At 73.3% G+C, this 13,562-nt stretch carries 12 protein-coding genes; 7 read left to right on the forward strand and 5 right to left on the reverse strand.

The annotated features are described in order from the left end of the window. Positions 1-17 precede the first annotated feature (17 nt). Both ABT092_RS11195 and ABT092_RS11200 read left to right on the forward strand, forming a co-directional pair. A complete protein-coding gene (locus ABT092_RS11195; RefSeq protein WP_351242282.1) occupies positions 18-227 on the forward strand; it encodes an MbtH family protein in 210 nt (69 codons plus the stop codon). A gap of 246 nt (positions 228-473) precedes the next feature. Next, complete coding sequence (locus ABT092_RS11200; RefSeq protein WP_351242284.1) at positions 474-1,583, forward strand: glycerophosphodiester phosphodiesterase; 1,110 nt, start codon at positions 474-476, stop codon at positions 1,581-1,583. A 119-nt stretch (positions 1,584-1,702) separates the two neighbouring features. On the opposite strand, the gene ABT092_RS11205 is transcribed toward ABT092_RS11200, so the two are convergent. The 3 genes from ABT092_RS11205 to ABT092_RS11215 form a co-directional block, all read right to left on the reverse strand. After that, a complete protein-coding gene (locus ABT092_RS11205; RefSeq protein ID WP_351242286.1) occupies positions 1,703-3,067 on the reverse strand; it encodes an amidohydrolase family protein in 1,365 nt (454 codons plus the stop codon). Positions 3,068-3,198: 131 nt separating this feature from the next. Next, positions 3,199-4,782: an ABC transporter substrate-binding protein gene (locus tag ABT092_RS11210; RefSeq protein ID WP_351242288.1), complete on the reverse strand. Its 1,584-nt coding sequence runs from the start codon at positions 4,780-4,782 to the stop codon at positions 3,199-3,201. Positions 4,783-5,099: 317 nt separating this feature from the next. Further along, positions 5,100-6,110 carry a helix-turn-helix transcriptional regulator gene (locus tag ABT092_RS11215; protein ID WP_351242290.1) on the reverse strand — a complete coding sequence of 337 codons (1,011 nt, stop codon included), beginning with the start codon at positions 6,108-6,110 and terminating at the stop codon, positions 5,100-5,102. 94 nt (positions 6,111-6,204) lie between these two features. Between ABT092_RS11215 and ABT092_RS11220 the strand changes: the two genes are divergently transcribed. The 5 genes from ABT092_RS11220 to ABT092_RS11240 all read left to right on the forward strand — a co-directional run bounded on the left by ABT092_RS11220 (position 6,205) and on the right by ABT092_RS11240 (position 11,452). Further along, positions 6,205-7,029, forward strand: coding sequence for an NmrA family NAD(P)-binding protein (locus ABT092_RS11220; RefSeq protein ID WP_351242292.1), 825 nt, complete (start codon positions 6,205-6,207; stop codon positions 7,027-7,029). A 182-nt stretch (positions 7,030-7,211) separates the two neighbouring features. Beyond that, the gene (locus ABT092_RS11225) at positions 7,212-7,964 is read left to right on the forward strand and encodes a (5-formylfuran-3-yl)methyl phosphate synthase (protein WP_351242296.1); all 753 of its coding nucleotides are present in this window, start codon (positions 7,212-7,214) and stop codon (positions 7,962-7,964) included. A gap of 6 nt (positions 7,965-7,970) precedes the next feature. After that, positions 7,971-9,374: an aldehyde dehydrogenase family protein gene (locus ABT092_RS11230; protein ID WP_351242298.1), complete on the forward strand. Its 1,404-nt coding sequence runs from the start codon at positions 7,971-7,973 to the stop codon at positions 9,372-9,374. 2 nt (positions 9,375-9,376) lie between these two features. Continuing rightward, positions 9,377-10,462, forward strand: a complete 1,086-nt coding sequence (locus ABT092_RS11235) for an NAD(P)-dependent alcohol dehydrogenase (RefSeq protein ID WP_351242312.1) — start codon at positions 9,377-9,379, stop codon at positions 10,460-10,462. A gap of 72 nt (positions 10,463-10,534) precedes the next feature. After that, the gene (locus tag ABT092_RS11240) at positions 10,535-11,452 is read left to right on the forward strand and encodes an SAM-dependent methyltransferase (RefSeq protein WP_351242300.1); all 918 of its coding nucleotides are present in this window, start codon (positions 10,535-10,537) and stop codon (positions 11,450-11,452) included. A 34-nt stretch (positions 11,453-11,486) separates the two neighbouring features. Here ABT092_RS11240 and ABT092_RS11245 read toward each other — a convergent pair whose 3' ends face one another. Next, complete coding sequence (locus ABT092_RS11245) at positions 11,487-12,146, reverse strand: DsbA family oxidoreductase (protein ID WP_351242302.1); 660 nt, start codon at positions 12,144-12,146, stop codon at positions 11,487-11,489. Beyond that, positions 12,143-13,225, reverse strand: a complete 1,083-nt coding sequence (locus ABT092_RS11250) for an FAD-dependent oxidoreductase (protein WP_351242304.1) — start codon at positions 13,223-13,225, stop codon at positions 12,143-12,145. The genes ABT092_RS11245 and ABT092_RS11250 overlap by 4 nt, the downstream gene beginning before the upstream one ends. Positions 13,226-13,562 lie beyond the last annotated feature (337 nt).

Genomic DNA, 13,562 nt, shown 5'->3' on the forward strand with positions numbered 1-13,562 from the left:
CAAGGAGTGGCGACAGCATGAGCACCAACCCGTTCGAAGACCCGGAGGGCCGCTTCCTGGTCCTGGTCAACGACGAGGAGCAGCACTCGCTCTGGCCGTCCTTCGCCGAGGTGCCCGCCGGCTGGCGGACCGTCTTCGGCGAGGACACCCGCGAGGCGTGCCTCGCGTACGTCGAGGAGCACTGGACCGATCTGCGGCCCGCGAGCCTGGTCGCCCGACAGGGCTGACTCAGCGCCCCGCGACCCGTGCCGCCCGTGGCGAAGCCGCCACGGGCGGCACGGTGCGTGCGGGGGCGGCCCGTCGACGAAGCGGTACGGGCACGCGCACCGCGCGCACCCGTACGCAGGTCCCGGGCCGGCGAGACGGATGGTCACCCGTGCGACATCCCCGCGACGCCCGGTGGTCCGGTGATCCGCACCCGCCCGTCCCATGCTCGTCACGACGGATGCTCCCGCTCCACCAGAAGAGGCACCATGTCCCACCACTCCCCGACCGCGCGCACCCGACGTCGGACCGCGCGCGGTCTCGCCGTGGCCGTCCTGGCCGCGCTGTCCGCCACGACCCTCGCCGCTCCGCAGGCGGTGGCGGCTCCGGGCGGCGGCAAGCACCAGCAGGCCCACCGCTTCGACCTCCAGGCCCACCGCGGCGGCCTCGGCCTCGTCGTCGAGAGCACGCTCGCCTCCTTCTCGAACGCCCTGGAGACCGGCGTCAGCACGCTGGAGCTGGACGTGCAGATCACCAAGGACGGCCAGGCCGTCGTCACCCACGACCGGCGGGTCGCCGCGTCGAAGTGCCGGGACACCGGGCCGGTCGTGCCCGGGGACCCGCAGTACCCCTACGTGGGCGACTACATCGTGAACCTGTCCCTCGCCCAGGTGCGCACCCTGGACTGCGGAACCCAGACCCTGCCCCAGTACCCGGGGCAGCGCCCGAGCCCCGGCGCCACGATGCCCTTGCTGTCGGAGGTGTTCGACCTCGTCAAGCGCTACAAGGCGAACAAGGTCCGGATGAACATCGAGACCAAGGTCGAAGCCGCGGCGCCGCACGAGACCGCGCCGCGGGAACAGTTCGTGCAGGTCGTCGCCCGTGAGGTGCGCAAGGCCCGCTTCCTGGACCGCGTCACCGTCCAGAGCTTCGACTGGGGCGCCCTGATGCGCATGCGCAAGGTCGAGCCGAAACTGCCCGTCGTCGCCCTCACCAACGGCCAGCAGTTCCTCCAGGTCGGCATGGAGGGGAAGTCGCCCTGGCTGGGCGGCATCGACATCGACGACTTCGGCGGCGACCTCGTCGCGGCGGCCAAGTCGTTCGGGGCCGCCGCCATCTCGCCGGTGCACGGGGACCCCCAGGGCGGGACCGTCGACGACCCCGGGTACAAGCCGTTCGTGACCGAGGAACTCGTCCGGAAGGCCCATGCGGCCCGTCTGAAGGTGATCCCCTGGACCGTCAACGACACCGCGACCATGAACAAGCTCATCGACGACGGCGTCGACGGCATCATCACCGACTACCCCGATCGGCTCCGCGCGGTGATGGCGGACCGCGGATTCAAGCTCCCCAAGCCGCAGCGGGCCCCGCGTCGGTGAACGGCCGCCCGCCGTCATGGCCTCCCGGCCGCGGTGCACCCGGGTGAAGACCACCGGGGCGGGAACCTCCCCGCCCCGGTGGTCACCGGGCGCGTGCCCGATCCGCCCCGGGGCGGCCCCTACGCGTCGCGCCCCTGCGCGGCGGCCTCGACGTCGGTGAAGATCCGCTCGCGGACCCTCTCCGTCGCCGCGCCCGCGTCGGCCCGGTCCAGGTCGGTCAGCACCCCGTTGCGCTTGCGCACGGCTCCGCCGACGACGACCGTGTCCACGTCGCTGGGCTGGGTCCGCAGCACCACATGGGCGGCAGGGTCGCCCAGGGCCACCCCGTAGGGCGCCGTGTTGATCAGCACGAGGTCGGCGAGCTGCCCGGGGGCGAGGCGGCCGAGGTCCTCGCCGAGGCCGATGGCGCGTGCGGCGTTCACCGTGGCGTACTCCAGCATGTGGCGGGGTTCGACCATGGGGACCCCGGGGCGGCGGGTCAGCGGGTAGCGGCCGGCCTCGCGCTCGTCGAACGCATCGACGCTGCGCATCAGGAGGAAGGTGAGGCGCATGGTGGCGAACAGGTCGATGGGAACCCGGGCCGGCGTGTCGATCCCCAGGGTGGAGGCGACCCCGGCCCGGTGGGCGCGGTTGAGCACCGTCATGGAGCGACCGCCGCCGAACTCGCACTCGGGGGTGAAGGAGATGCTGCCGCCGCAGGCGGCGATGAACTCCAGTTCCTCGTTGTCGGCGGCGTTGGAGTGCGCGGGCACGATGTCGGGGCCGAGCAGTCCGGCCTCGTGCAGGGCGCGGATCTGACCGGCCGGGTTCTGGTGCACGGTCATCTGCATGCCCAGCTCCCGGGCCAGCGCGATCTCCTCGGCGATCCGACCCATGCTGCCGCGCTCGATCGAGGCGAGCGCCATGCCCACCCGGAGCAGCCCGTCGTCGCCGGTCTCCTTGCGCAGCTCGCTGACGTGGTCGAGGCGCCAGGCGTCCTCGCGGGGCGCGCCGTCGAGGCTGGAGAGCATGCCGTAGGCCCACAGGGTGCGCTGCCCGGTGGCCCGGTGGGCGTCGAGCGCCGCTTCGGCGTGCCGGGGCGACATCACGTTGTGGCAGAAGTCGAGGACTCCGGTGACCCCGGCGTCCAGCATCTCGATGGAGCCGGCGAGGGTGGCGTCGTGGATGTCCTCGACGCCGAAGTGCTCACGCAGGTAGAACACGCGGGACTGGTAGTCGTCGAAGGTCCAGCCGGTGGCGTGCAGGCCCTTGAGCGGGGTCTGCCAGGCGTGCATGTGGGTGTCGATCAGCCCGGGGAAGGCGATCATTCCCCGGGCGTCGATCACCTCGGCCTGCGGGTCGGTGAGTTCGGGGGCGACGGCCGAGATGCGGTCGCCGACGACGAGGACGTCGCCGGTGGTGAGGTCACCGAGTGCCGGGTCCATGGTGAGGACGGTGGCACCCTTGATCAGCAGGCGGGACTCGGTGGAGCGGTTTTCGGGCACGGCTGACTCCCTGGGAGACGGGGGTGACGAGGAACGGTGCGGCGGTGGTCGTCGCGGTGTGGACGGACCGTTCGCCGGGGGCGGTGGAGGGGCGGGCGCCCGGGGGCGCGGCGTGGGCTCCGGAGCGCGGCTCAGCCCCGGGGCTTGGCCGCCTTGTACCGGAACACGGCGACGTCGCCGGTGGTGGAGACGACGTTCTCGACCTTCTTCGGGTTGTACGCCCAGAAACCCGAGTAGTCGAAGTAGGCGCAGTCCAGGGCCTCTTCGTCGATGATCCGCGACATCTTCTGCCAGGCCGCGTCCTGCGCCGGGGGCGTCTTGGCGGCCAGTGCGTCGGCGGCGGCGGAGGCGAGCTGGGGGTAGGGCAGCTTCAGCGGGTTGCCGGCGGCGTCCGGTGCGAACTTGCGCTTGTAGTAGTCGTCGGGGCCGGAGCGCGAACCGTCGGAGAGGATCGAGGCCGGGTACTCGCCGCTCTGGAAGGTGCTCAGGAACTGTGCGAAGTTCGGGAGTTCGAGCGTGACGTCGACGCCGATCTTCGCCATCTGGTCGCGGAACAGCTCGGCCACGGGCCGCTGGGTGTCATAGCTGATCAGGGTGAACGAGCGTTTTCCGCCGCCCAGTTCGGACATCAGCTCCTTGGCCTTGGCCAGGTCGTAGGGGTAGCCCTTCAGTGAGGGGTCGTGGCCGGGCTGTCCCTCGGGGAAGCGCTGGGTGTGGATCTCGCCCTTGCTGCCGAGTGCCGCGTCGAGGTAGTCCTGCGGGTTCATCGCGTGGCACACGGCCTGGCGGAACGCCTTCTCCTTGAACACCTTCTTGGTGTCGTACATCTGGAGGTGCCAGAGCACGGACGGGAACGAGGAGGAGGCGAGGCCCTCCTTCTCGGCGCGCTCCGCCAGCGGCGGGCTCGTCCAGACGACGTCGAGCTGTCCGCCGCGCAGGGCGTTGTAGAGGCTGTCGGGGTCGTTGATCTGGGTGACCTCGATGCGCTCCGGACCGACCGACTCCTTGTCGTAGTAGTCGTCGAACGCGGTGACGACCGTGCGCAGCCCCTTGGTGGACGCCTTGGCGTCGTACTTCCAGGGCCCGGTGCCGACACCGGCCGTCTTCCAGTCGCCCGCCTCCAGCGACTTGGGGGAGATCATGTACATCGCGAACCGGGCGAGGTTGTTGACGAGGCTCGGCGCCGGTTCCTTGAGGTCGATGCGGACGTGGGTGGCGTCGACCGCGGTGATCGACTTGACGGCGGCGAGTTGGTTCCGGTACTGGCTGGGGGTGTTCTTGACGCGTTCCAGGTTCTTGACGACGGCCGTGGCGTCGAAGGGCGTGCCGTCGTGGAAGGTGACGCCGGAGCGGAGGGTGAAGTCGACCCGCAGCGGGGTCTGCTTCCACTCGGTGGCCAGTTGCGGCTGGAGGGTGAAGCCGTCCGGGGCGATGCTCAGCAGCGACTCGTAGACCAGCGAGGTGAAGGTGCTGTTCTGCTTGGTGACGGGGTCCCAGTCGGTGAACTGTTGGTTGGTGCCGAAGCGCAGGGTTCCGCTCGGCCCGCCGGCGGTCCGCTCGGTGCCGGCCTTGTCGTCCGTGCCCGTGTCGCTGCACGCGGCGAGGGTGACGGCCAGCGCGGTGGCGAGGAGAGCCGTTCCGGCCGTCCGGGCGGTGCGTCTTCGAGGGGAGGGGGTGGCCCGTCCCGCGGGCGTGCGCACTCCGTTGTTCGTCACAGCGAAATCCTCCGCACAGTTGTGTGAGCGAGAATGCGATGTGCGTCATGGTGGACGCATGTGCAGTATTCCTGTCAAGAGTCGCGTAATCCCTCGTGAAATCCTGGGAATGCCAGGGGAGGAAGCGGAGAAGAGTGATAAGACGCCCAGCGGTCACCCCTGCATCAGAGGGAAGGTGTCTTGTTTGCTGTACGAATGTGCAAGATAACGTTCGCCGTTGGACGGGGCCATGATCAGCGAGACGCCGTGCGGGCACTGCGGATCACGTGATCAACGGGTACGCCGTGCCTCCGGAGAACGCCGGACGGGCGCGACGCTCACCCCCGCCCGTCCTTTGCGCCCGCACCGCCGCACCGCACCCGGTCGTCCCCCTCGGGCCGGGCCGCCCGGTGCATCCGCGCCGAGAGCGTGTGCAACCGCTCGACCAGTTCCTCGGGTTCGTGCACCACGAAGTCGGAGCCGAACGCCGCCACCCACACGGCGAGGTGGTCCAGGCTGTCCGCCCCGATGCGCAGCAGGCACGACCCGTCGTCGAGGGGCTCCACCGTGCCCAGCATCGGCGGCACCTCGTCGACGACCTCGTCCGCCGGGCCCCGCATCGTCACCACCGCCCGGTGGCGGAACGGGGCGCCGGCGCGACCCGTCTCCAGGTAGGCCACCAGGTCCTCGGCCGGCAGCGGCCGCGGGGTGAACCCCGGCCCCGTGGGCACCCTGAGCGTCAGCCGGTCGACCCGGAACCTGCGCCAGTCGGACCGGTGGGTGTCCCAGGCGAACAGGTACCAGCGCCGCGCGTCGTGCACCAGCCGATAGGGTTCCACGTCCCGCACGCTGGGCTCGCCCCCGTACGAGACGTAGTCGAACCGCAGCCGCTCCCGGGCCCGGACCGCCGAGGCGATCGAGGTGAGCACCGCCGGGTCCACCGTGCGGCCGACCCCGGGCAGCGTGACGACCGCGGCGTTGAGCGCGTCCACCTGGTGGCGCAGCCGCGAGGGCAACACCTGGTCCAGCTTGGCCAGCGCCCGTACCGAGGTCTCCGCGATGCCCGTCACCGCACCCGCCGCCGCCGTGCGCAGCCCCACCGCGACGGCGACCGCCTCCTCGTCGTCGAGCAGCAGCGGCGGCAGCGAGGCGCCGGCCCCCAGCCGGTACCCGCCGCCGGCACCCCCCACGGCACCGATCGGATAGCCCAGCGCACGCAACTTCTCGACGTCGCGCCTGATGGTGCGCGCACTGACGTCGAGCCGGTCGGACAGGTCCCGTCCCGACCAGTCCCGGCGGGTCTGGAGCAGCCCGAGCAGACGCAACAGCCGGGCCGAGGTGTGCAGCATGACGGGAGTCTCCCACCGGTCGCGGACAGAAGCTGACCGCGAAGGCCCCTAACGTCCGTCGTGACGAAACGTCCGTCGTGACGAAAGGAAAGCCATGACCGTTCTTGTCACCGGTGCCACCGGCACCGTCGGACGCGCCCTGGTCGAGCACCTGCTCGCCCGCGGAGCGCAGGTCCGTGCCCTGACCCGCGATCCGCGACGGGCGCACTTCCCGGACGGGGTCGAGGTCGTCGCCGGGAACCTGGCCGACCCCACCGGCCTGGACCGGGCCTTCGACGGCGTGACCGCCGTGCACCTGATCACCTTCGACGGGGCGGACCACGCTCCGCTCGCCACGGGCGCGGTGCTCGCCGAACTGGCCCGCGGGGCGGGCGTGCGGCGGGTGACGGTCCTCGGGGGAGACGTGGAGAAGAGCCCCCTGGAGGCGGCCGTCGAGGCCGGGGGTCTGGGCTGGACCCGCCTCTCACCGGTGGAGTTCATGTCCAACGCGCTGGAGTGGGCCGGGTCCGTGCGGACGGAGGGCGTGGTCCGCGAGGCGTTCCCGCAGGCCCGGAGCGCCGTGGTGCACGAGGCGGACATCGCCGAGGTCGCCGCCGTCGCCCTCACCGAGGACGGCCACGCCGGCCGGGAGTACTGGCTGACCGGCCCCGAGTCGCTCACGGCGCCCGAGAAGGTGCGCATCATCGGCGAGGTCCTCGGCCGCGAGGTCCGCCACGTGGAGCTGACCCGGGACGAGGTCGTCGGGCAGTGGCGGCAACAGGGCTACGCGGAGGAGGACATCGCGTTCTTCCTCGCGATGCGCACCGACCCGCCGGAGGCCGGGTACACGGTCCTGCCGACGGTGCGGGAGGTGACCGGTAGGCCGGCCAGGACCTTCGCCCACTGGGTGCGGGAGAACGCAGCCGCCTTCGGGGGCTGACTCCGGCCCGAGTGCGCCCGGCGTGCACGGCGCACTGGCGGGCGGAAACGGAACTCATTCGGGCTCCGTGCGCCCTACCCGGTGATCGTGCGCCGCAGTGATGATGAGCCGACCGCGAGTGATCCGGACGACTCCGCGCACCGGGCCCCGGCCGGGTGGACACGCGGGGGAAGGGACGTGCGTTGCTGCTCCTCATCTCTCCCGACGGCATGGAGGAGGCCCTCGACTGCGCGAGGGCCGCGGAACACCTGGACATCGTCGACGTCAAGAAGCCGGACGAGGGCTCGCTCGGCGCGAACTTCCCCTGGGTCATCAGGGAGGTCCGCGACGCGATCCCGGCGGACAAGCCGGTCTCCGCCACGGTGGGGGACGTCCCCTACAAGCCGGGCACGGTCGCCCAGGCGGCGCTGGGCGCCGTGGTCTCGGGGGCGACCTACATCAAGGTCGGCCTCTACGGGTGCACCACGCCCGAACAGGCGGTCGAGGTGATGCGCGGGGTCGTCCGGGCGGTGAAGGACCACCGGCCGGACGCCCTGGTCGTCGCCTCGGGATACGCCGACGCCCACCGAATAGGATGCGTCAATCCGCTGGCCCTGCCCGACATCGCCCACCGCTCCGGAGCCGACGCGGCCATGCTCGACACCGCGGTCAAGGACGGCACCCGGCTGTTCGACCACGTACCGCCACCGGAGTGCGAGGAGTTCGTCCGGCGGGCCCACCGGGCCGGTCTGCTCGCGGCCCTCGCCGGCAGCGTGAAGGCCGAGGACCTCGGCTGCCTGACCCGCATGGGCACCGACATCGTGGGGGTGCGCGGAGCGGTCTGCGAGGGCGGTGACCGCACCGCAGGAAGGATTCAGCCCGCCTTGGTGGCCGCCTTCCGGGCGGAACTCGACCGGCACGCCCCACGCCGTGCCGCCGCCGGCGCCACGGGCTGACCGCGGATGACGACGTGTCCGCCCCGCCCCGTGCCCGCCGCCCCCGGGCAGCACTTCACCGTCGTCGACCCGGCGACCGGTGAGACCTTCGCACAAGCACCCGCCCGGCGGCCGGAGGAGGTGGACGCCCTCGTCGCCCGGGCCCACGCGGCCTGGCGAGGGTGGCGGGCCGACCCCGCCGCCCGCGCCGCGGCCCTGCGCGAGGCCGCCGACGCCGTGGAAGCGGCCGGGGCGGACCTCGCCCCCCTGCTCACCCGCGAACAGGGCAAGCCGCTGGCCGAGTCGCGGGCCGAGGTGGCCCGCACCGCGGACCGCATCCGCTACTTCGCCGGGCTCCGTGCCGAGCCCCGCCCCCTGGTGGACGGTCGGCCGGTGCGCAGCGAGGTCCGGTGGCGGTCCATCGGGCCGGTCGCCGCGATCGTCCCGTGGAACTTCCCCCTCCAACTCGCCTCCGCGAAGTTCGCCCCCGCCCTCGCCGCGGGCAACACGGTGGTGCTCAAGCCGTCGCCCTTCACCCCCCTCGCCACCCGGCTGCTGGGCTCCGTCCTCGCCGAGGTGCTCCCCGAGGACGTCCTGACGGTCGTCACCGGTCACGAACCCCTCGGCGCCCGCCTGGCCTCCCACCCGGGCATCCGTCACGTGACCTTCACCGGCGCGGCCCCCACCGGGCGGGCCGTGGCCCGTGGTGCGGCGTCCTCGCTCGCCCGGGTCACCCTCGAACTGGGCGGCAACGACGCCGCGATCCTGCTGGAGGACGCAGCGGTCGACCGGATCGCCGACCGGCTGTTCTGGGCGGCGTTCCGCAACTGCGGGCAGGTCTGCATGGCCGTCAAACGCGTCTACGCCCCGGCCCGGCTCTACTCCGACGTGGTCGAGGCGCTCGCCCAGCGGGCGAGGACCGTCGTCGTCGGCGCGGGACTCGACCCGGCGACCCGACTGGGCCCGCTCAACAACGCCCCCCAGTTGGCCAGGGTCGAGGACTGCACGGCCCGTGCCCTGGCCGAGGGCGCCCGCGCAGCGGCCGGCGGACACCGGTTGGACCGACCCGGCTACTTCCACGCCCCCACGGTCCTGGCCGACGTCCCGCCCGACAGCCCGGTGGTAACGGGGGAGCAGTTCGGCCCGGTACTGCCGGTGCTGCCGTACCGGAAGCTCGACGAGGCCGTCGAGGCCGCCAACGGCACGGGCTTCGGGCTGGGCGGCTCGGTGTGGGGGACGGACCTCGACCGGGCCGAGGCGGTGGCCGACCGGCTGGAGTGCGGAACGGCGTGGATCAACCACCACGCCGAACTGTCCCTGGCCCAGCCCTTCGCCGGCGCCGGGCAGAGCGGTGTCGGCGTCGCGGGCGGATCGTGGGGGCTCCACGGCAACCTCCGCCCGTTCGTCGTGCACCGCCCCGAGGAGACGTGACGATGAGGTTCGGCGCGGCAGTGCTGCGCACCGCCACCGGCCCGTTCGCCCTGGAGGAGGTCGTCCTGGCCGCGGGGCCCGCCGCCGACGAGGTCCTGGTGCGGATCGCGGGGTGCGGCATGTGCCGCACCGACCTCGCGGTGCGGCGACCGGGCAGCCGTTCACCGCTGCCGGCGGTGCTCGGACACGAGGGCGCCGGGGTGGTGGCCGCGACCGGCGGCCCGCACACCGGGCTGGACGAGGGCGACCGGGTCGTGCTGAGCTTCGACTCCTGCGGGAACTGCCCGAGCTGTCTGGCCGCCGCCCCCGCCCACTGCGACGCCTTCGCCCCGCTCAACCTCTTCGGCGGGCGGACGGGGGGCACCACCCGGTTCACCGACGCGACCGGCGGCGCCCTGGCCCCGCGCTGGTTCGGCCAGTCGGCCTTCGCCCAGTACGCGGTGGTGCCGGCACGCAACGCCGTCCGGGTCGACCCCGCGCTGCCGGTCGAACTGCTCGGACCGCTCGGCTGCGGCTTCCTCACCGGTGCCGGGGCGGTCCTCCACACCTTCGCCGCCGGGCCCGGTGACACCCTCGCCGTCTTCGGCGCCGGAGCGGTGGGCCTGGCCGCGGTGATGGCGGCCACCGCCGCCGGAGCGGTGACCGTGGCCGTCGACCGGCACCCCCGACGGCTGGCCCTCGCCGAACGGTACGGGGCGGTCCCGCTCTCCGCCGCGACCCCGGACCTGCCCGGCCGCATCCGGAGCCTGCTCGGCGGCGCCCGGTACGCCCTCGACACGACGGCCTCGCCCCGCCTGATCAACGACGCCCTCCGGGCCCTGCGCCCGACCGGACACCTCGGCCTGGTGGCCCGGCTGCACACCGCACTCCCGCTCGAACCGGGGACCCTGGACCGGGGTCGCCGGATCTCCCACGTCTGCGAGGGGGACGCGGTGCCGGGGCTGTTGATCCCCCGGCTGATCGGGCTGTGGCGCGCAGGCCGGTTCCCCTTCGACGAGTTGATCCGCACCTACCCGCTCGCCGACGTCAACGAAGCCGAACGCGACTGCGAGGCCGGCCGCGTGGTCAAGCCCGTTCTGATCCCGTGACGGGGCGCCCGCCCAGCCGTGCGCGGCGGTCGGGAGCCCCCGTGACGAACTCGACGCACCCATGGAGGACATGTGGTCGGTACACCCTTCGAGATCACCACGGCCGGGGCCGGGGAAGGCGTCGGCTCGGGCGTGGGGCTGACCGCCCTCCTGGTCGCCGCGGCCCGCGCCATCGAGACCCACCGCCACGACTCCCTGGCCACGGACGGCTACGCGGAGCACTTCGTGCGCGCGGCTCCTGCGTGCGCCGACTGGCCGGTGCGTCCGCAGCAGGTTCCGGGCGGGGAGGCGAACCCGTTGTGGGGGAGGTTCGCGCGCTACTTCGGGCTGCGGACGAGAATCCTCGACCGGTTCCTCCTGCGTGCCGCACGGACGGGCGGCGCCCGTCAGGTGGTCCTGCTGGGGGCGGGGCTGGACACCCGGGCGTTCCGGCTCGACTGGCCCCCCGGCTGCACGGTCTTCGAGATCGACCGGGAGCGCGTGCTGGCGTTCAAGCACGGGGTCCTCGACGGACTGTCGGCGGCCCCGAGGACGACGCGGGTGCCGGTGCCGATGGACCTCCGTGCCGACTGGGCCGCGGCACTGCTCGCCGCGGGCTTCGACCCGGCCCTCCCCAGCGCCTGGCTCGCCGAGGGGCTGCTGTTCTATCTGCCCGCGACCGCCGAGACCGCGCTCGTCGACACCGTGGACCGGCTGGCCGCCCCGGGCAGCGCGCTGGCGTACGAGGTCAAGCTCGACGAGGACCTGTGGGCGTACCGGCACGCACCGCTGTACACGTCGACGACGCAGCAGACCGGCATCGACCTGCTCACCCTGTTCGTCAGGGAACCGCGGCCCGACTCCGCCGGTCGTCTCGCCGGCCGGGGCTGGTCCACGAGGGTCCGCACCCCCTTCGACTTCAGCCGCCGGCTCGGCCGCGGCCCGCTGCCCGAGCCGGACGACCCCTTGGCGGGCAACCGGTGGGTGTTCGCGGACAAGCCGCGGCGGTGATCCCGCCGCGGCTTGTCCGCACCGCGGTCCGCGGTCACCCCGCGGACCGCGGTGCGGCCTCCTCCCGGGCCCGCTCCAGCAGCGTGAGGAGTGCGGCGGTGTCCTGCGCCCCCTCCAACGAAAGCCGACCGTCGACGACGAGGGTCGGCACCGAACGGATTCCCCTGGTCCGCGCCGTGCCGAGGTCGGCCGTCACCTCGGCCGTGCCCCCGGTGCCCGCCAGCACCTCCAGGACCCGGTCGGGGTCGAGGTCGGGCGCGGCCGCCGCGGCGAGCACCTCGGGGCGGGTGAGGTCGCGGCCTTCGGAGAAGTAGGCGGCGTACAGGCGCTCCTTCACCTCCGTCTGCTTCCCCTCGGTCCCGGCCAGCCACAGCACCCGGTGGGCGTCGAAGGTGTTGCCGATCAGCGCACGACCGAAGTCCATCGCGATGCCCTCCTCCGCCGCCACCCGCGCGGTGTGGGCGAGCACGGCGTCGGCCCGCGGGCCCAGCCGTTCGGCGAGGTGCTCGCGCGCCGGGGTGCCGGGGCGCGGCGCCCCGGGGTCGAGCTGGAACGCCCGGTGCACCAGGTGCACCTCGTCCGCGTGCGGGAAGGCGTCCAGCGCCCGGTCCAGGCGCCGCTTGCCGATGTAGCACCAGGGGCAGACGAGGTCGGCGTGGACCTCGACGGTGATCGTCCTGCCGCTCGGGTTCACCGGTCGAGTCCGAAGGTCTCGGCGAACCGGCCGACCATCAGGTCCGCGCCCTTGTACTGGGCGGTGGTCTCGGGGCCCAGCAGTTCCCCGCCGGGCATCTCGGCCGCACCGCCCGTCGGGCCGAGCGGCAGGAGCAGCAGCGGCGGGCCCGGGGCGTAGCTGGTCAGTTCCGTGCCGCCCCCGATCAGGGAGGTGATGTTCTCCGCGATCACCTCGGCGTGCCGCACGGCGGCACCCGCCCGCTTGGGCTCGGCCACGTCGGTGATGTCCCCCAGGGCGAAGACCGTGCGCTGGCCCTTCACCTGGAGCGTGGGCGTCACCTCGATCTGTCCGCCGGAGAGCCGGGCGCCGGCGAGCGCGCCGGTGAGGTACCCGGTGGCCGGGGTCACCCCGTGGGTCCGGAACCAGGTCTGGGCGGTCACCTCGACCCCCGCCTTGGTGGTGACGGTGAACGCCCGCGCCGTACCGGCCTCGGTCGGCGGCTCCTGGGCCAGCGAGTCCCCGAGCAGCAGCTCGACCCCGAGGTCGGCCAGCTGGCGCAGGATCTCCTTGCGGAACGCTTCTGAGTAGCCGCTGAGGATCTCCGGTGCCGGATCGACGAGGACGACCTCCTTCCGTGGCCACTGGGCCTTGATCTCCCCGGCGAATTCGAGGCCCACCGGCCCCGCCCCGAGGAGGAGCACCCGGTCCGCCTCCGCGAGCTGTCCGCGGGTGGCGCCGAACCGCTCCAGGGTGGCGGAGGAGTCGTCCAGGTCGCTCTTGGCCGGGAAGGGGTAGCCGGAGCCGGTGGCCAGCACCAGGTAGTCGGCGTCCAGGGTGGTGCCGGAGGCGAGGGCGACGCTCCCGGGCTCCGCGCGCACGGCGCGGTCGCGCACCACGCGGCCCCTGGTCAGCAACTTGTCGTACGGCAGGAAGATCCGCGGGGCGAAGTCGGCGTCGACCGCGGCACGCAGGGCGCCCACGTTGTGCAGGAAGGCGTCCTTGGGCTCGACGAGCGTCACGTCGGCGACGCCGTCCAGGGCCTTGGCCGCGGCGCTGCCGCCGTATCCACCGCCGATGATCACGACTCTGGGGGGCATGGTGTCTCCAGTCACGGGTGCGAGGGGCTCGGTCGGAGCGTGCGGGTGCAGGTCGTCAGGAGGGTGCGAAGCCCCGCGGGGCCGGAGTCCTCCCGATGACACCGGGAAAACTGTACAGCCGTTGAGGTTTATTCCGGAGGGTGCCTCCGTTGGAGGGGCGCCGGACGACGGACCCCCTCCCCGAGACCCGGAGACCCGGAGCCGCGCCGGCCGGGCCCCGCCCGGGCGCCCCCCCGCGGGGGCGCGGGCGCCCCCCGCGGGGGGGCGCCCCGGCGGGGCGGGTTGTGCGCCGGAGGGGGGGCGGGGGGGGAATGGGGCACGCCCCGCCGCGAAAAGG

The organism is Streptomyces sp. NPDC002490 (assembly GCF_040296045.1).
GTDB lineage: Bacteria > Actinomycetota > Actinomycetes > Streptomycetales > Streptomycetaceae > Streptomyces.